Source organism: Sinimarinibacterium flocculans, from assembly GCF_003201205.1.
In the GTDB taxonomy this organism is placed as follows: domain Bacteria; phylum Pseudomonadota; class Gammaproteobacteria; order Nevskiales; family Nevskiaceae; genus Solimonas; species Solimonas flocculans.
This window is the reverse complement of record NZ_QICN01000007.1, coordinates 196,580-214,177: the sequence shown is the minus strand read 5'-3', so window position 1 is coordinate 214,177 and position 17,598 is coordinate 196,580. Positions and strand designations below refer to the sequence as shown.

The 17,598-nt window shown below is 68.3% G+C and carries 17 protein-coding genes; 6 read left to right on the top strand and 11 right to left on the bottom strand.

What is annotated here, in order from left to right:
- Window positions 1–5 precede the first annotated feature (5 nt).
- The 5 genes from C8D93_RS13695 to C8D93_RS13675 all read right to left on the bottom strand — a co-directional run bounded on the left by C8D93_RS13695 (window position 6) and on the right by C8D93_RS13675 (window position 5,747).
- Window positions 6–614, bottom strand: a complete 609-nt coding sequence (locus tag C8D93_RS13695) for a glutathione S-transferase family protein (RefSeq protein ID WP_110265760.1) — start codon at window positions 612–614, stop codon at window positions 6–8.
- 11 nt (window positions 615–625) lie between these two features.
- Window positions 626–1,819, bottom strand: coding sequence for a hypothetical protein (locus tag C8D93_RS13690; protein WP_110265759.1), 1,194 nt, complete (start codon window positions 1,817–1,819; stop codon window positions 626–628).
- Between the two features lie 111 nt (window positions 1,820–1,930).
- Window positions 1,931–2,731, bottom strand: a complete 801-nt coding sequence (locus tag C8D93_RS13685) for an outer membrane lipoprotein-sorting protein (RefSeq protein WP_110265758.1) — start codon at window positions 2,729–2,731, stop codon at window positions 1,931–1,933.
- Window positions 2,709–5,108 carry an efflux RND transporter permease subunit gene (locus C8D93_RS13680; RefSeq protein WP_110265757.1) on the bottom strand — a complete coding sequence of 800 codons (2,400 nt, stop codon included), beginning with the start codon at window positions 5,106–5,108 and terminating at the stop codon, window positions 2,709–2,711. Before C8D93_RS13680 ends, C8D93_RS13685 begins: the two co-directional genes overlap by 23 nt.
- Before the next feature lie 21 nt (window positions 5,109–5,129).
- Window positions 5,130–5,747 carry a TetR/AcrR family transcriptional regulator gene (locus C8D93_RS13675; RefSeq protein WP_110265756.1) on the bottom strand — a complete coding sequence of 206 codons (618 nt, stop codon included), beginning with the start codon at window positions 5,745–5,747 and terminating at the stop codon, window positions 5,130–5,132.
- 156 nt (window positions 5,748–5,903) lie between these two features.
- On the opposite strand from C8D93_RS13675, the gene C8D93_RS13670 reads away from it, so the two are divergent.
- From C8D93_RS13670 to C8D93_RS13655, 4 genes are read left to right on the top strand one after another with little or no spacing between them, the layout of a single operon-like run.
- Window positions 5,904–7,088 (top strand): magnesium transporter, encoded by a 1,185-nt coding sequence (locus tag C8D93_RS13670; RefSeq protein WP_110265755.1) that lies wholly within the window; start codon window positions 5,904–5,906, stop codon window positions 7,086–7,088.
- Window positions 7,089–7,104: 16 nt separating this feature from the next.
- The gene (locus C8D93_RS13665; protein WP_146216608.1) at window positions 7,105–7,437 is read left to right on the top strand and encodes an EF-hand domain-containing protein; all 333 of its coding nucleotides are present in this window, start codon (window positions 7,105–7,107) and stop codon (window positions 7,435–7,437) included.
- Window positions 7,434–8,174, top strand: a complete 741-nt coding sequence (locus C8D93_RS13660; protein WP_110265753.1) for a sulfite exporter TauE/SafE family protein — start codon at window positions 7,434–7,436, stop codon at window positions 8,172–8,174. The genes C8D93_RS13665 and C8D93_RS13660 overlap by 4 nt, the downstream gene beginning before the upstream one ends.
- The gene (locus tag C8D93_RS13655) at window positions 8,171–8,581 is read left to right on the top strand and encodes a PaaI family thioesterase (protein WP_110265805.1); all 411 of its coding nucleotides are present in this window, start codon (window positions 8,171–8,173) and stop codon (window positions 8,579–8,581) included. Before C8D93_RS13660 ends, C8D93_RS13655 begins: the two co-directional genes overlap by 4 nt.
- Before the next feature lies 1 nt (window position 8,582).
- On the opposite strand, the gene C8D93_RS13650 is transcribed toward C8D93_RS13655, so the two are convergent.
- On the bottom strand, window positions 8,583–9,305 hold the full coding sequence (locus C8D93_RS13650; protein WP_110265752.1) for a DUF2238 domain-containing protein: 723 nt from the start codon (window positions 9,303–9,305) through the stop codon (window positions 8,583–8,585).
- A gap of 6 nt (window positions 9,306–9,311) precedes the next feature.
- Window positions 9,312–10,610: an MFS transporter gene (locus C8D93_RS13645; RefSeq protein ID WP_110265751.1), complete on the bottom strand. Its 1,299-nt coding sequence runs from the start codon at window positions 10,608–10,610 to the stop codon at window positions 9,312–9,314.
- A gap of 147 nt (window positions 10,611–10,757) precedes the next feature.
- Here C8D93_RS13645 and C8D93_RS13640 point away from each other — a divergent pair, with 147 nt between their 5' ends.
- Both C8D93_RS13640 and C8D93_RS13635 read left to right on the top strand, forming a co-directional pair.
- The gene (locus C8D93_RS13640; protein ID WP_110265750.1) at window positions 10,758–11,636 is read left to right on the top strand and encodes a DNA ligase; all 879 of its coding nucleotides are present in this window, start codon (window positions 10,758–10,760) and stop codon (window positions 11,634–11,636) included.
- A gap of 27 nt (window positions 11,637–11,663) precedes the next feature.
- Entirely contained in the window at window positions 11,664–11,897 is a 234-nt protein-coding gene (locus tag C8D93_RS13635) for a hypothetical protein (protein ID WP_110265749.1), read from the top strand.
- A gap of 54 nt (window positions 11,898–11,951) precedes the next feature.
- On the opposite strand, the gene C8D93_RS21145 is transcribed toward C8D93_RS13635, so the two are convergent.
- From C8D93_RS21145 to trkA, 4 genes are all read right to left on the bottom strand, one after another.
- A complete protein-coding gene (locus C8D93_RS21145; RefSeq protein ID WP_110265748.1) occupies window positions 11,952–13,397 on the bottom strand; it encodes an OmpA family protein in 1,446 nt (481 codons plus the stop codon).
- Between the two features lie 228 nt (window positions 13,398–13,625).
- Window positions 13,626–14,567: a homoserine kinase gene (locus C8D93_RS13625; RefSeq protein ID WP_110265747.1), complete on the bottom strand. Its 942-nt coding sequence runs from the start codon at window positions 14,565–14,567 to the stop codon at window positions 13,626–13,628.
- Between the two features lie 112 nt (window positions 14,568–14,679).
- Entirely contained in the window at window positions 14,680–16,164 is a 1,485-nt protein-coding gene (locus tag C8D93_RS13620; protein ID WP_110265746.1) for a TrkH family potassium uptake protein, read from the bottom strand.
- A gap of 12 nt (window positions 16,165–16,176) precedes the next feature.
- The gene (gene trkA / locus C8D93_RS13615) at window positions 16,177–17,553 is read right to left on the bottom strand and encodes a Trk system potassium transporter TrkA (protein ID WP_110265745.1); all 1,377 of its coding nucleotides are present in this window, start codon (window positions 17,551–17,553) and stop codon (window positions 16,177–16,179) included.
- Window positions 17,554–17,598 lie beyond the last annotated feature (45 nt).

The following is a 17,598-nucleotide window of genomic DNA, read 5'->3' as shown; positions in this document are numbered from 1 at the left end:
CGCTTCTAGGCGCGGAGCTCCATCGCGACGTAGCCAGGCTGCTGCGCGACGCGCTGCAACCACGCGCGGATCGCCGGGTAGTCGTCGAGCCTGTAGCCGCCCTGGTGGGCGACGTGCGTGTACGCATACAGCGCGATGTCGGCGATCGTGTAATCGGCGCCGGTGAGAAACGGCGTGTGCGCGAGCTGCTGCTCCATGACGCCGAGGGCGGCGTAGCCGCGCGGCATCGCCTCGGCGATCCTCTCGCGCCGGGACTCGGCCTCGTTCAGGTAATGCACCCAGAAACGCACCGTAGCGATGAACGGCTCGTGGCTGTACTGCTCGAAGAACAGCCATTCGAACACCTTGGCGCGCGCGTACCGGTCGGCCGGCAGCAGCGGCGTGCCTTCCGCGAGATAGCACAGCATCGCGTTGGATTCGGCGAGGCGGCGACCGTCCGGCAGTTCGAGCAGCGGCACCTTGCCGTTCGGGTTCAGCGCCAGGAACGCGGGTGTACGCGTCGCCCCCTGGAGCAGATCGACCTCGATCCAGCGGAAGGCGATGCCGAGCTGCGTCATCAGCAGCGCCGGCTTGTAGCAATTGCCGCTGCCGGTCATGCCGTGGAGGGTGTACATGGCGGAACGCCTCAGAAGTAGCGGATGTATTCGAGCTGCAGGTAGTCGTCGCGGCGGAAGAAGTACAGCGGGTCGTCCTCGTCGGCGTCCATGAACAGCCGCATCTCCACGACCAGCTTGCCGCCGTTGCCGATGCGCCGGCTCGCCTCGATGTTGCCGAAGGCGCCGCCGCGTTCGGTGTCGACGATCGCGCCGGCGAGCAGCTCGGTGCCGGCGACATCGTTCGCCGCGATGCGGGTGCCGACGAACAGGTCGCGCTGGAACGGCGACGGACTGTCACTGCCGCGCTCGTCCCACAGGAACTCCGCCAGCGCGCCGACATCCCAGCCGGTGCCGAACGGCGCCGAGAAGGTGTACTCGAAGCCGCCGGCCGCCGCGGTGAAGTCCTCGATGCAGTTGGTCTGGTGGATGGCTTCGAGCTTCCAGATCCATCCGCCGGTGACGACGTTGAGGTCGAGTCCGGTCTGTTCGATCTGGTCGTACACCGGCACCAGCACCGCGCCGTCCGGGGTCGGCGCGATCTCGAAACGCGGATCGCGTGCGGTGCCGGAGAAGTGCGACAGGCCGACGTCGAGCAGCGACGTCGACAGGCTCCAGCGCACGGCGGCGTCGACGTGCTTCTCCTCTTCCGAGGATTCGTAGACGGCATCGTCGATCGCCACCGGCAGTGGCGCACGCAGTCGCGCATCCGGACCCGGCAGCGTGCGCTCGCGGAAATACGGCAGCACGTAGCCGGTGAAGCTGCCGTAGTCCGTGGTCCACGCCAGGCTCAGCATCGGCTGGCCGAGCTTGTCCTCGCCGTCCGGGTTCTCGACCAGGTCGGTCTGGTTGACGATGTCGACCAGGTGCACCGACTCGGTCACGCCCCAGAACACGCGGCCGACGCCGGCGCGCAGATCGAAGTTGCCGAAGCGGTGCTGCAGCATCAGTTCGCGCAGGTCGAGGTGCGAGCGCTCGTCGTCGATCGAATCCCAGCGGGCGAACGGCCGCACGGTGACGCTGGTGTCGCGGTTCCAGGCGTAGTACAGCTCCGGCAGCAGCGAGAACGAGACGCCGACCTCGTCCGCACTCTGTTCCGGCCAGGCGGCATCCTGCACGTACCAGCGCGCCTCGCTCGACAGTTCGGCGGTGAGCTTGAGCGTGCCGTCGTCGGCTGCAGCAAGCAGCGGCAGCGCAGCGAGTGCACCGCAGATGATGCGGGTCATGCGTTTCCCCTCGGTCGCTTGTCGCATTGTAGGAGCGCCTTCAGGCGCGGCCGCGGCCTGCGCTCATCGGGATGTCGCGCCCGAAGGCGCTCCTACAGGTTCCGGTTCCTGCTAGCGAGCCGTCTTCAGGCTGGCCTGATCGAAGTCGCGGTCGCTGTAGCCGTTGCGGAAGCGGTAGTCACGGAACAGCAGCGTCGTCGACTTGCCGGTCTGGTGGTTGACCATGTCCATGCGCGCCGGGCGCCAGTACTGGTCCAGGTACTGCGCGTAGTCCTTGAACTCCAGCGTCTTGAGCAGCGACTTCTTGCGGTCGTAGAACTCGATCTTCTGCGCCCGGTACTCGGTCTGGTCGATCCACATCACCTGCCGCGTGTAGCCGGAGTTCTTGTCGACCGGATAGCGCTCGACGACGAAGCAGGTCTGGTCGCCGCAGGCCTCGTCGCGCAGGTACTGGTAGGTGTACTTCTCGACTTCTTGCGAGCCCAGGTCCTCGAACGCGAACTCGCTGCCCATGAACGGGCCGGACTTGTTGTTGCCGGCAATGCGCTTTACGCGCTTGAGCGCCGGCAGGTACAGCCAGCGATCGTCATCCTCGACCTTGTGCGACCAGGTCAGCAGCGCGGTGCCTTCGACGTCCTTGGGCTCGTCGAAGATGATCAGCGACTTGTCGCCGTCGTCCGCGACTTCGAGCGCGCGCGAGCGGATCTCGCGCGTGGCTTCCTCGCCCTGGCGGTTGCGCAGGATCATCTGCATCGTCGCGGCGCTGTCCTCGTAGCCCTCGTCGCGACGGTCGGCTTCCTGGGCGATCGCGAGGCCCTTCTCCTCGGGGGTCTCGGCGGCAGCGGGGTTCGCGAGCAGAACGCTCAGCAGTGCGGCGGCGAGCGTGACGTCAAGGCGTGGCAAGCGCTTCATCGGAAAGCTCCTTCTTGGGTGCATTGGCGGGTGCGCGGTCGACCTTCAGCAGCAGGGTCGGCAGCAGCAGCAGATCGATCAGCAGGGCGGCAACGATGCCGATCGCCGTCAGCCGGGCCATGCCGCTGTTCGGCAGGAAGGCTGACATCGACAGGATCATGAAACCGGACACGAGGATCAACGTGGTCACGACCAGTGCGGCGCCGACGCTGTGGAAGCTGTGGCGTACCGCCGCTTCCGGTGCATAGCCGAGTTCCCGACGCGCCCGCAGGTACTTGCTGAGGAAGTGGATGGTGTTGTCGACGATGATGCCGACGGTCATGTTGAGCACGATGGCCATCGTGAAATTGACTTCGCCGCTGATCAGCGCCCAGACGCCGAAGGCGGCGCCCAGCGGCAGCAGGTTCGGTACGACCGACACCGCGCCGATCCGCCAGGAGCGCAGCGCCGGCAGCAGCAGCAGCGAGATGCACGTCAGCGACAGCGGCAGCGACAGGAAGTTGGATTCCAGGTTGCGCTTCGAGATATGCGCGAACATGACGGCGGGCGAGGTGCCGTGCGTGGCCATCTCCGGCGCGTTCGTTTCCAGCCACTGCCGCGCCGAGGCCTCGATCGCACGCGTGTGCTTCGACTTGAGATGCTCGAAGATCACGATGTAGCGCGACGACGACTTGTCGATGTTGATCGTGTTGTTGAGATCGAGTCCGAACGGCAGCGAGAGCTCGTAGAGCAGCAGGTACTGCGCCGACAGGTCGGACTGCTCCGGCAGGCGGTAGAACGCCGGATCGTCGCCGTTCATGCTCTTGTTGAGCTTCTTGAAGATGTCGGTCAGCGTGCCGACGTAGAGCACCTCGGGCTGTTCGCGCCACCAGGCGGTGAAGTCCTCGAGCACGCGCAGGTACTCGGGGTCGGAGACGCATTCGGCGTCGCCGCAGCGCAGCGAGAACTCCATCGAGTACAGGCCGGTGAGGTTCTCGGCGATGCGGTCGCTGTCGGCGCGGAAGGTGATGCTCGGTCCGAAGTAGTGGGCGAACAGGTCGTTGCCCTCGTTGCGGAAGGCCAGCACCGTGAGACCCGCCGAGATCAGCAGCGCACTCCAGAACACCGGCGTGCGCCGCCGCACGACGAACTCGCCGGCGCCGTCGAGAAAGCGCGTCAGCGCGCCGCTGCGGCTGTCGCCGGTGCGGCGGACGCTCAGCGGCAGGATCGCCAGCATCGCCGGCAGGGTGAACACCGAGTAGAACCACGCCAGCATCACGCCCATCGCCGAGATGTTGGCGAGATCCTTGAGCGGCGGCGAGTCGGTGAGGTTGACGGCGAGAAAGCCGATCGAGGTCGTGATCGAGGTCAGCAGCACCGGCACGAAGTTCAGCCGCATCGACTCGACCAGCGCATCCGTTTTCGCGCGGCCGGCGCGCATCAGCGCGATCAGCGTCACGCAGATGTGGATCGAGTCGGCCACGGCGAGCGTCGTGATGATCTGCGGACTCGCTGCCGAGGGCGGCGTGAGCTGGATGCCGACGTAGCCGGCCAGTCCCATCGCCGACGCCGCGGCGAGGATGATGACGACGAAGGTCGCGAAGGTCGCCGAGCCCGAGCGCAGCATCAGCCAGGTGATGACCACGATCATCAGGTACATCGCCGGCACCAGCGACTTCATGTCGCCCGCCGCCGCCTCGGTGAAGGCGTTGGACATCATGTTCGAGCCGGTCATCGAGATGCGCGCGATCTCGGGGTACTCGTCGAGGATGTCGTCGCGCAGCGCGCGCGTCGCGGCCACCGCCTCGGGCAGCTCCTTCTGCGTCAGCTCGTCGAACGGCGGGAACTGCGAGGTGATGTTGACGGCGGTGACGTGGCCGCTGTCCGAGATCAGCCGCCCGATCAGGACCGGCTCGGCGAGTGCGACCTCGCGAATGTGCGCGATGCGCTCGGGCGTGATCCCGGCGTCGTCCGGCAGCAGCGCCTCGACGGCGAGGTCGTCGCCGGCCGCCTGCGTATGCTGGAAGTTGGTGATCGAGTCGACGCGCAGCACGAACGGCAGCTGCCAGGCGCGCTCGGTGAATTCGCGAACCGCCTCGAGCACCCGCGGCGAGAACACGTCGCCGTCGCGCGGCTCGAACATCAGCAGGATGTTGTCATTCTTGCTGTAGACGTTCTGGATCTCGTCGAAGGCCAGCAGCTGCGGATTGTGCGGGCCGAAGTAGACGCGGTAGTCGGTGGAGAACGTCAGCAGCCGCGCGCCGGCGCCCAGCGCGACGAGGCACAGCAGCGACAACAGCAGGACCCACCAACGCCAGCGGACGATCCACTGGGCGTAGGCGACGATCCAGCGTTCGTGGCGCGGCAGCGGCCGGCCGGATGCGGGCGTGGACTCCATGGGGGGTTCTCCGTGACGACGCTAGCGCGATGACCGGGAGCGCAGGGTTTCGAGATAGGCGATGAGCCCGCGCATCCCCGATTCGAGGAACTCGCGCGAGCGCTTGGACTTGGCCATGCCGACGCAGCCTTCGACGGCGGAGATGATGAACGCCGCGGCGTCCTCGGCGACGACGTCGGCGCGCACGACGCCCTGCGCCTGTCCTTTGCGCAACGCGGCGACGATGCCTTCGCGCCAGTCGTCGAGGATCTGTTGCAGACGCTTGCGGAAGCCCTCGTCGACCGGCGACATCTCGTTGATGAGATTGTTGAACGGGCAGCCGTACTCGATGGCGCGCACGGTGCGCTGCCGGGTCAGCTCCTGGCACACGGCCACCGCGGCGGCGATGCAGTCGCCGGCCTCGAGCACCGGACGCCAGGATGCCTCGACCCAGGGGCGCACCACTTCCTCCACCACGGCGTAGCCGAGCGCGGTCTTGCTGCCGAAGTGATGGTAGAGCGCGCCCTTGGTGACCCCGCTGGATTCGAGAATCGCGTCGAGGCTGGCGGCGCGGAAGCCCGAGCGGTGCATCTCCTCGAAGGCGCATTCGAGCAGCGTCTGGCGGGTGCGGTCGGGCTGGCGGCGGGCAGGCTGGTTCATCGCGGATCTCGTTACATACCAACCAGTATGAACGCTGCGGGGCGGCTGTCAATCCACGGCATCGGCGATCGGCCGTCGGTGGCTTCGCTGCCGTCGTGCGCGCGTGCTGTCAGAATGCGTCCGGCCCGGCGAGCGCCGGGTGTCCGGGAGAAGCACATGGAAGAATCGCAGCGGATCAGGGACTTGGTGCGTGCGGTTGCTGCGCGGGTGCCGCTCGATGGCGCGGTGCTGCTGTCGCGCGAGTCGGCGCAGACCGTCTCCGCGGTGCTCGACGAGCTGCCGCGCGGCCTCGCCGACGACATCGTCGCCCACCTGCCGCCGGCGCTGCGCGAGAACGCCGAGCTGACGAACACGACCGAGCTGGAGATTCCCGGCACGGTCGCCGAGCTGATGGAGCCGGCGCTCGGCCTGCTGCCGGAGCAGGCCACGGTGCAGGACGCCATCGAGTATCTGCGCAACAGCGACAACGCGCGCCAGATCACCTACCTGTACGCCGTCGACGGCGACGAGCGGCTCACCGGCCTGGTGGTGATCCGCGACCTGCTGCTGGCGTCGCCGGACCAGCCGCTGAGCGAGATCATGCTGCCGTCGCCGTTCGCGCTGACCGAGCAGATGGACGCCGGCGACGCGATCACCGCAGCGGTGCACCGGCACTACCCGGTCTACCCGGTCGTCGATGGCGACGGCCGCCTGCGCGGAGTGGTGCGCGGCTGGCGCCTGTTCGAGCGGCAGGCGATCGAGATCACGGCACAGACCGGCCAGATGGTCGGTGTCGACAAGGACGAGCGCGTCTACACCGGTTTCTGGGAGGCGTTCCGCATGCGCCATCCGTGGCTGCAGATCAACCTGGTGACGGCGTTCGCGGCCGCCTTCGTCGTCGGCCTGTTCGAGGACACGATCACGCGCATCGTCGCCCTTGCCGCCTTCCTGCCGGTCCTTGCCGGGCAGAGCGGCAACACCGGCAGCCAGGCGCTGGCGATCACGCTGCGCGGGCTGACGCTCGGCGACATGAAGGACCAGCCGATCGCCCGCGTGCTGCGCAAGGAGGCGCTGCTCGGTGCGCTCAACGGTCTGCTGGTGGGCCTGGTCGCCGGCGCCGCAATGTGGCTCTACGCCGCGCAGACCGGCGCCGCCGGCGCGCCGATGCTGGCGCTGACGATCCTGATCGCGATGGTCGGCGCCTGCACCAGCAGCGGCATCTTCGGCGTGCTCGTGCCGATCACGCTGCGCCGCTTCGGCGCCGACCCGGCCACGGCCAGCAGCATCTTCCTGACCACCTTCACCGACATCGTCGGCATGGGCCTGATGCTCATGCTGGCGACCACGCTGGTGAGCGCATGACCTCGACTCCCGCCGCATGATTTCACGCCGGACCCGTGCCGCCGCATTGCCGCTGGCACTGACGCTTCCCCTGGTCGCAGGGTGTGCCGGCGGCTATGCCGATGCGCGCCGCGATGCGCTGTCGCCCGTGCGCGCCGAGTTCGACGCCGCCGATACCGACGGCGACGAGGCACTGGACCGCGAGGAGGTCGCCGCCGGCATGCCGGAGCTGCTCGAGGTCTTCGCCGAGGTCGACACCGACGGCAACGGCGAGATGACCGCGGCCGAACTGCGCAGCTACCTGCAGTGGCAGCGCGTGCTGCGCCTCGGTCCGCCGCGTGACGGAGAGGACGTTCGCCGGCGGCGATGAACGTCGTCGACATCGCCATCGTTCTCGTCGGGTTTCTCACGGCGACGCTGTCCGGCGTGGCCGGACTCGGTGGCGGCACCATCCTGATCGGCGTGTTCTACGCACTGGGCATGGCGCCGGCCGAGGCGGTGCCCCTGTTCGCCGCGGTGCAGTTCGTCGCCAACAGCTCGCGGACCTTCGCCTATCTGCGCCATGTCGAGTGGCACGCCGCCGGCTGGTTCCTGCTGGCCGCGGTGCCGGCGAGCTTCCTGGTCGCGCCGTTCGTGGCCGACGTCGATGCCGATGTCGTGCGCCTGATCCTCGCCGGCCTGATCCTGGCGTCGCTCGCACCCGGTCGCGCCGCGCGCGCGGCCTTGCCACCGCGTTCCGCGTTCACGCTGGCGGGCCTGCTCAACGGCAGCGTCGGCATGTTCGTCGGCGCCACCGGCCTGGTCGTCGGCCGGCTGTTCTTCCGCCCCGAATGGCGCAAGGAAACGACGATCGGCACGCTCGCGCTCACACAGACGCTGGGCCACGCGCTGCGCGTCATCGCCTACGGCGTCGTCGGCTTCTCGGCATTCACCAAGCCGCTGCTGCTCGCCAGCCTGGGCGTGGCGGTGATCGCCGGGACGGCATTCGGCAAGCGTCTCAACGGACACGTCAGCGAGGCGCAGTTCGCCACGCTGTTCAAATGGATACTGATCGTGCTGTCGCTCAAGCTCGCCTTCGACGGTGCTAGGGGATTGCTGTGGAACTGAAACTCGACGCGGCGCGGACGCAGGCGCTGATCCGCGGCGGCTTACCGGCGGCCGCCGGGGTGATCGTCGAGCGGGTCGAGCCCGGCCTGGCCTGCGTGCGCATCGCCTACAGCGGACGCATGCTACGTCCCGGCGGCGTCATCTCCGGGCCGACACTGTTCGCCGCCGCCGATACGGCGATGTACGCGCTGGTGCTGTCGCACCTCGGTCCCGAGCTGATGGCGGTGACCGCGAACTTCAACATGAACTTCCTGAACAAGGCCGCGCCCGGCGACGTTCACGCCGAGGCCCGCTTGCTCAAGCTCGGGCGTCGTCTCGTGGTCATGGACGTGCGGCTGTTCACCAGCGCCGATCCCGGCCGCGTCGTCGCGCACGTGACCGGCAGCTACGCGCGGCCGGCGGGCTGACTCAGCGCCGGGCGCGCAATCGCGCGATTTCGTCCTCGCCGTAGGGGCGCGTGTCCTTCACCCGCAGGCTTTCCGACCACTCGCGCGCGAAGTCGCGCTGCCAGCGCAGGTTGAGCGCGGCGGTGGCCAGCATCGCGATCAGAGCGCCGAGGCCGGCCAGCGCCATGTCCTTGTGCGCGTCCCAGACGTCGCCCTGCGTGCCCAGGTAGGCCGCGCCCAGCTCGCCACCGAAGAACGCCGCGGCAGCCCACTCGATCAACTCGTACAGCGCCGAGGTGGACAGCGTGAAGTCCAGCGGCAGGAAGTAGCCCCAGAAACCGCGTGCGTCGGCCACGCGCAGGAAGACTTCGCGCAGCGGATAGGCGAGCAGCAGGCCGTAGCTGAAATGCACGAGACGGTCGAAGTGATTGCGCTCCCATCCGAACATCGCATTGAAGCCGGAGCCGGTGAGGCGGCGCCAGGCTTCGTCGTAGGGGACCAGCGAATAGGTGTAGTGCGAGCCCAACGCGTGCAGGCACATGAACAGGAAGATCAGCGTGTAGGAGACGCGCGAGAAGACGAAGCGCCGGTGCGCTGCCCACATCGCCAGCGCGAAGCCGAACACCAGCGCATTTTCCAGCAGCCAGTCGCTGCGGTCGTGCGGTTCGATCGCCAGAACGCCCCACAGCAGCAGGTAGGCGGCGAACAGGGCGAGCAGATAGCGCTGGCGGCCGGAGACTGGCATGCGGGTTCAGCGACCGTCGCTTCCGGCGAAGTCCATGTCCCGGGTCTCGCGCGTGGCCCACATCGCCGCGAAGCTCAGCAGCGCGGCCACCGACAGGTAGTAGCCGACGAACTCGAGGCCGTGGTTGCGGGCGAGCCAGGTCGCAATGTACGGCGCCAGCGAGGCGCCGAAGATGCCGGCGAGGTTGAAGCTCAGCGACGAACCGGTATAGCGCACGGCGGTCGGGTAGAGCTCCGACAGGATCGTGCCCAGCGGTCCGTAGGTGTAGCCCATCAGCGCGAGGCCGACGATCAGGGTTGTGAGCACGCCGGCAGTGCCGGCCTGCAGCAGCGGCGCAAGGACGAGGCCGAAGACGGCGATCGCGGCGCTGACCCACAGCAGGGTGCGGCGGCGGCCGTGACGGTCGGCATAGCGTGCCGAGAACGGAATGGTCAGGCCGAAGAACACGATGCCGACGAGCTGCAGCACGAGGAACTCGCTGCGCGAATAACCGAGCGCGGTCGTGCCCCAGGTCAGCGTGAACACGGTCATCAGGTAGAACAGCACGAAGGTGGCGAGCGCGATCACCGTGCCGAGCACCAGCGCGCGTCTGTGATCGCGGATGACGCTCGCCATCGGCAGGCGCACGCGGGTCTCGTGGTCGAGCGCCTTCTGGAACACCGGCGTTTCGGAAATGCTCAGGCGTACCCACAGGCCGACCAGGACCAGTACCGCGCTGGCGAGGAACGGGATGCGCCAGCCCCAGGCGAAGAACTGCGCGTCGCTGAGCACGCCGGACAGGATCAGGAAGATACCGCTCGAACCGATGAAGCCGATCGGTGCGCCGAGCTGCGGGAACATGCCGTACCACGCCCGCTTGCCGGGCGGTGCATTCTCGGTCGCCAGCAGCACCGCGCCGCCCCATTCGCCGCCCAGGCCCAGGCCCTGGCCGAAGCGGCACAGCGCCAGCAACAGCGGCGCGGCGACGCCGACCTGTGCGTAGGTCGGCAGCAGTCCGATGACCACGGTGGACAGGCCCATCGTCAGCAGTGCCGCGACCAGCGTCGCCTTGCGACCGATGCGGTCGCCGAAGTGGCCGAACAGCGCCGAGCCGAGCGGTCGTGCGAAGAAGGCGAGCGCGAAGGTCGCCAGCGACTGCAGCATCGACGAGGTCGGATCGCCGGCGGGAAAGAACAGCGTCGGGAACACCAGTACTGCAGCCGTCGCGTAGATGTAGAAGTCGAAGAACTCGATCGTCGTGCCGATCAGGCTCGCGAACAACACGCGCCGCGGCGAGTTGCCGCCGCTGCTCTGGACTGCGGTCATCGTCTGGAAGTCTCCCTGCCGGCTCGTCCGGCGCGGGCCGATTGTGCGGCAGGCACCGTGAGCTGCGCCACAGTGGCGTCTTGAGCACCGATGCGCGGGCGCTATGCTCGAAAGCCGTACGACGCGACGACGTCGGGGAGGGAGCGCATGCGATCTGTCCGCAAGGGTTTGCGCGCGGCCACACTGCTGGCGGTGCTGTTGGTCATGTCGCCGAGCGCACCGGCCGGCGAGCCGGCTCCGCCGCCGCTGATGCTGGCGCAGCGCTACGAGGCCGGGGTCGACGTTCGCGACTACTGGATCAGCGAGAAGCTCGACGGCGTGCGCGGCTACTGGGATGGATCGCGGCTGCTGACGCGCGGCGGCCGCCGCATCCGGACGCCGGACTGGTACACCGCCGGCTGGCCGCACGTCCCGCTCGACGGCGAACTGTGGATCGGGCGCGGGCGCTTCGACGAGGTCAGCGGCATCGTCCGCCGGCAGCAGCCCGAGGACGGTGCCTGGCAACGCGTGCGCTACATGGTCTTCGACCTCCCGGCGCATCCGGGGACCTTCGACGAGCGGCTCGCCGCGTTGCGCGACCTCATCGGCAGGTTGCGGATCGACTGGCTGCGGCCGGTGGCGCAGTTCCGGCTCGACAGTTCGGCCGCGCTGGAGGCGCGGCTCGCCGACATCCTTTCCGCCGGTGGCGAGGGCCTGATGCTGCATCGTGCGGCGGCGCTTCGTCAGGCGCGGCGCAGCGAGGATCTGCTCAAACTCAAGGCGCACGACGATGCCGAGGCGCAGGTGATCGGACACGAGCCGGGGCAGGGACGCTACCGCGGCATGCTCGGCGCGCTGCGTGTGCGGGCGACGGACGGCCGCGAGTTCCGGCTCGGCACGGGGTTCACGGACGCCCAGCGCCGGTCGCCGCCACCGCCGGGCACCTGGGTCACCTACCGCTACAACGGCCTGACGGCTACCGGCCTGCCGCGTTTCGCGCGGTTGCTGCGCGTGCGGGATGAAATGCCGCCGCCCGATCCGCCATGATGGGCACCGTTCACGCCGGAGACGACCATGCGCCTGACACCCCTGCTGCTGCTCGCCACCTTGCTGGCCGCCTGTGACGGTCGCGAACCGCCGCCGCCGCAGGACCCGGTCGAAGGTCGCGAGGAAACGCGCGGCATCCGCAACACCGAGGCCATCGGCTACGCCGGCGACGCGATTGCCGACCGGGTCGACGAGGCGCTCGACGCCAACGATGCGCGCACGTCGCAGATCGACGCGGCCATCGACGAATCGCAGCCATGAGAAAGGCGGGCGCCGCGACGCGGCGCCCGCCCGAAGACTCACGCCGGCCCGGCGTCAGTCGTTGACCTTTAGCTCGACGCGCCGGTTCTCGCCGCGACCGTCCTCGGTCTCGTTGTCCGCCACCGGCTGCGACTCGCCGTAGCCCACCGGGTGCATGCGGCCGGCCGGGACGCCTTGGTCGACCAGGTAGCGCTTCACCGCATTGGCGCGGCGTTCCGACAGGCCGAGGTTGTAGGCCTCGGTGCCGATCCAGTCGGTATGCCCCTCGACGTCGACGTTGACGCTCGGATAGGCCTTGAGCGTACCGGCCACGTCATTGAGGATCAGCCGCGCCTCGGGTGTGAGACGATCCGAGTCGAACTCGAAGTTCACGCCGCGCAGGATGAACCGGCCTTCCAGCGCGCAGCCGCGCTCGTCGACGCGCTCGCCCGGGCGCGGCTTGCGGCAGTCGCCCTGCGGCGCGCAGCCGTCCGGCAGCACCTTGAGTCCCGGCGGCGTGTTCGGGCACTGGTCGAGGTAGTCGGGAATGCCGTCGCCGTCCGAGTCCAGCGGGCAGTTGTCGGGCCCGACCGGAATGCCGGCCGGCGTGTCCGGGCACAGGATGGTGGGTGTCTTCACCGGGGCCTCGTAGGGCACCGTCGCCGGCTGCTTGGCGGGCGGCGGGGCGGGCTTCTCGGCCGGGGCGAAGGTGTAGCGCAGGCCGAGCGCCACCTTGTGCGCCTGGTACTCGGTGCTCAGCGTGCCGCCGTCGTCAGTGCGGTACTCCGGATCGTCGGCGCCGGCAAAGCGGTAGTCGACGGAAAGCACCGTGCGCGGCGACAGGGTGAAGCCGACACCGGCGCCGAGCTGCCAGCCGATGCCGCTGTCGTCGGCGCTCTGGTCGCCGGCGATGCTGGAGCGCTGGAAGCCGATGCCGCCGCCGAGGTAAGGCTGGGCGCGGCCCAGGTCGAAGTCCTGCCACAGGTTGGCCATCGCGCGCAGGGTTTCGAGCTGGCTGCTCGATCGCACTGTCGTGCCGACGCCGCCGCTGGTCGTCAGTGTGATCTCGTCCCAGTCGTTCTCGCCGTAGGCAAGGCTCAACTCCGGACGCAGACCCGACTCGGTGCGGTAACCCAGCGTGACCTCGGTCGCCCAGCCGGTGTCGTAGCTGATCGAGGTGCGCAGGCGCTGGCCGGCGGTGGGGTCGGTCGGATCCGTGCCCGGATTGCCGCCGCCGATCAGACCGATGAGGCAGCCTTCCGGACTGAGCAGCGAGCCCAGACCGAGCAGGTCGCCGAGCAGGCAGGATTCCGACGGCGAGCCGGGCGAACCGGGATCACCCGGCACGACGGTTTCCCCGTCCGAATCCGACAGCGAGCTGGCGTAGCCCTTGATTCCGAAATACCAGCCGGCGTCCGGTGTCTGCGCGGACGCCGCCGCGCTGCACAGGCCGGCCACGGCCGACAGGCACCAGGCCGCGCGAGCGGCCGCCGATGCGTACCACCAAGACTTCTTCGACATTGGTTGACTCCACCCCGAAACGTAGTGCGCTCGCTCGGCCGTTGCGACGAGCCCGGACCGCCAACGGCAGTGGCTTGCGGGAAGCGGCGCGCGATCCGCGCCGTCGGCGATTCTAGGGCCGGCCGGGTTCCGGCGGGAGAGGGGGAACGCGCTTTTTTTTCGGGCGCGCCCGGGCGGTGCGGGCGGCGTCGGGCGGGCAGGTTCCGGGGGGCTTTGCGCGGCGCCGACTCAGAGGGCGGGCGGCGCGTGCTCGCGGTGGTGGACGAGGATGCGCCGGTACTGCTCCGGGTCCTTGACGTGGACGACGTCGCCTTCGCGTGGGAACGTCCAGTCGTACAGGCGCGACAGCCAGAAACGCAGGGCTGCCGCGCGCAGCAGCAGCGGCCAGTGCGTGCGTTCGGCGTCGGTCAGCTCGCGGCGCGCGCGGTACGCCGCCGTCATTGCCTGCCAGCGTGCCGGATTGAGCGTGCCATCGGCCTCGAAGCACCAGTCGTTGAGGGTGACCGCGAGGTCATAGGCCAACGCGTCGTTGCAGGCGTAGTAGAAATCGATCACGCCGGTGAGCCGCTCGTCGACGAACAGCACGTTGTCGCGGAACAGGTCGGCGTGAATCACCCCTTGCGGCAGCCGGTCCAGGGGCATGCGCGACTGCGCCGCGAGCTCGTCCTCGATCAGGGAGCGGACCGCGGCGTCGGTGGACTTGGCGGCCAGCAGGCGTCCGGTCTGCTCGCGCCAGGCCACACCGCGCGCGTTCTCGCAGCGGCCGGCGTAGGACTGCGCGAACACGTGCAGATCGCCGAGTACGCGGCCGACCTGTGCGCACTGCTCGAGCGTCGGAAACAGCACGCTCTGCCCGGTCAGCCGCCGCACCAGCGCCGCCGGCTTGCCGTTGAGGGCGGTCAGCGCCGCGCCCGCGTGCGTATGCGCCGGCATCGCACCCGGAAAGCCGCGCGAGGCCAGGTGTTCCATCAGGCCCAGAAAGAACGGCAGGTCTTCGACATTGAGCCGCTCGAACAGCGTCAGCACCCAGCGACCGTCGCCGGTATCGACGAAGTAGTTGGTGTTCTCCACGCCCTCGCCGATGCCCTGGTAGCCGATCAGCTCCCCGACCGGATACTGCTTCAGGAACTCACGCAGCTCGGCGTGACTGACTTTGGTGAAGACGGACATGACGGCTCAGTACGAAGTTCTGGCGCAAGCTTAGGCTTGTTTTGAACAGCGCCGCCATGGATGGCGGCGGCTTGACAGGGATGTCACCGCTCCGCGGCCTGGCAGGACGCCATTACCTCCGCCAGAACGCGGGCGTGAACACGATCAGGAAGGTGAAGATCTCCAGACGACCGGCGACCATGGTGATGATCAGCACCCATTTGCCGAAGTCGGTCAGGTGGGCCATCGTCGAGTTGACCGATCCCAGGCCCGGGCCTTCGTTGTTGATCGCCGCGGCCACAGCCGAGAACGCCGTCACCGCATCGAGGCCGGTGGCGATCATCACGAAGGTCAGCAGGATCGTCAGGCCAACGTACACCGAGAAGAAGCCGCCGACGGCGTAGACGATGTCGTCCGGAACGCTGCGCTCGCCGAACTTGAGCGCGATGGTCGCGTTCGGATGCAGCAGGCGCTGCAGTTCGCGGGCGGCCTGCTTGAGGAACAGCACCAGTCGCGCGACCTTGACGCCGGCGGCGGTCGAGCCGGCACAACCCATCATGAAGCCGCTGAGCACGATCAGCAGCGGCACGTAGACCGGCCACGGCGTCGGATCGGCGGTCGCGAAACCGGCATTGGTGCCGTAGGCGATGAGCTGGAACATGCCGCGACGGATCGAGGTGCCGGCATCCTCGTAGGTGCCGAACCACCACAGCGGCACGCAGACCAGCACGCCGAAGCTGAGGACGATGAAGAGGTAGGCGCGAAACTCGGTGTCGCGCAGATACGTCAGCAGCGAGCGCCGCCGCCAGGCGACGAAATGCAGCGTGAAGTTGGTCGCGCCGATCAGCATGAAGGCGATGCAGGCGATCTCGATCGGCAGGCTGTCGAAGTAACCGATGCTGGCGTCGTAGTTGGCGAAGCCGCCGGTGGAGACCGTCGACATCGCGTGGCAGAGCGCGTCGAAGAAGCTCATGCCGAGCACCCAGTACACCAGGGTGCAGCTCACGGTGATGGTCAGGTAGATGATCCACAGCGCGCGCGCCGTGCTGGCGATCCGCGGCGTGAGCTTGGTGTCCTTCATCGGGCCGGGTGTCTCGGCGCGGAACAGCTGCATGCCGCCGACACCGAGCATTGGCAGCAGCGCGACCGCGAGCACGATCACGCCCATGCCGCCGAGCCAGTGCAGTTCGACGCGGTAGAACAGGATGGACCACGGCATGTGGTCGAGCCCGCTGGCGACGGTCGCGCCCGTCGTCGTCAGGCCGGAGGTCGCCTCGAACATCGCGTCGACGAGGCTGAACCAGCCGGCATCGCAGAGATAGAACGGAATCGCACCGAAGGTCGACAGCACCACCCAGAACAGCATCACGACGAGAAAGCCGTCGCGGATCTTCAGGTCGGCGGTGATCTTCCGGACCGGCCACCAGGTTGCGGCACCGGCCACCGAGGTGATGAGCAGTCCGGCGAGAAACGCGCTGATCTCGCCCTCGCGGCGGGCGAGGCTGATCAGCAGCGGCGGCAGCATCGTGCTCGAGAACACCATCAGCAGCACGCCGGTCACGCGCTGGACCGCGGCGAAACGATGCGGCGACGACCGGACGAAATGCGCGGAGCCCATCGGCGGCGGTCGTCAGAAGAAGTTCAGTCCGACCTGGAACAGCTTCTCGACATCCTTCACGCACTTCTTGTCGACCATGAACATGATGACGTGATCCTCCGCCTCGATCAGCGTGTCATGGTGGGCAATGATGACCTCGTCGCCGCGCACGATCGCACCGATGGTCGTGCCCGGCGGCAGCTTGATCTCTTCCAGCCGGCGGCCGACGACCTTGGAGTTGTGGCGGTCGCCGTGCGCGATCGCCTCGATCGCCTCGGCGGCGCCGCGGCGCAGCGAATGCACCTTGACCACGTCGCCGCGTCGCACGCGCGAGAGCAGTGCCGAGACCGTGGACTGCTGCGGCGAGATGGCGATGTCGATGCTGCCGCCTTCGACGAGGTCGACATACGACAGGCGGTTGATCAGGCACAGCGCCTTGCGCGCACCCATGCGCTTGGCCAGCATCGCCGAGAGGATGTTGGCCTCGTCGTCGTTGGTGATCGCGCAGAAGACATCCACGTCCTCGATGTTCTCCTCGCGCAGCAGCGACTCGTTGGCAGCGTCGCCGGTGAGCACGATGCTGTGCTGGAGCTGCTCGGACAGGTACTCCGAGCGTTCCTTGAACTTCTCGATGATCTTGACCTGGATCTTGCTGCTCTCCAGTGCGCGCGCCAGACGCAGGCCGATCTTGCCGCCGCCGGCGAGCATCACGCGCTTCACCGGTTTGTCGAGACGGCGTAGCTCGGCAATGATCTTGGGGATGTGGCCGCGTGCGGCGACGAAGAACACCTCGTCCTCCGCCTCGATGATGGTGTCGCCCTCGGGCATGATCGGGCGTCCGCGGCGGTAGATCGCCGCCACGCGCGCGTCGATGCCCGGCAGATGCTGCGGCAGTTCCTTGAGCTGGCGCGATACCAGGGGTCCGCCGTAGTAGGCCTTGACGCCGACCAGGCGCACGCGGCCGTCGGCGAACTCCACGACCTGCAGCGCGCCCGGGTACTCGATCAAACGCTGGATCAGGTCGGTGACCAGCTGCTCCGGCGAGATGCGCAGATCCACCGGCAGACCGTCGTCGCCGAACAGCTTGTCTTCCTTGAGGTACTCCGCCGCACGCACGCGCGCGATCTTGGTCGGCGTGTTGAACAGCACGTTGGCGATCTGGCACGCCAGCATGTTGGTCTCGTCGCTGGCGGTGACGGCGATGATCATGTCCGCATCGTCGGCGCCGGCCTGGCGCAGCGTGCCCGGGTGCGAGGCGTGGCCCAGCACCGTGCGGATGTCGAGCCGTTCCTGCAGGCTCGCAAGCGGGCTGGCATTGAGGTCGACGACGGTCACGTCGTTGCGCTCGCTGGCCAGGTTTTCGGCCAGTGTGGAGCCCACCTGACCTGCCCCGAGGATGATGATTTTCATGCGGCGCGCACCTTACGCCCGCCGATGTTGCACTGCAAGGTGAGC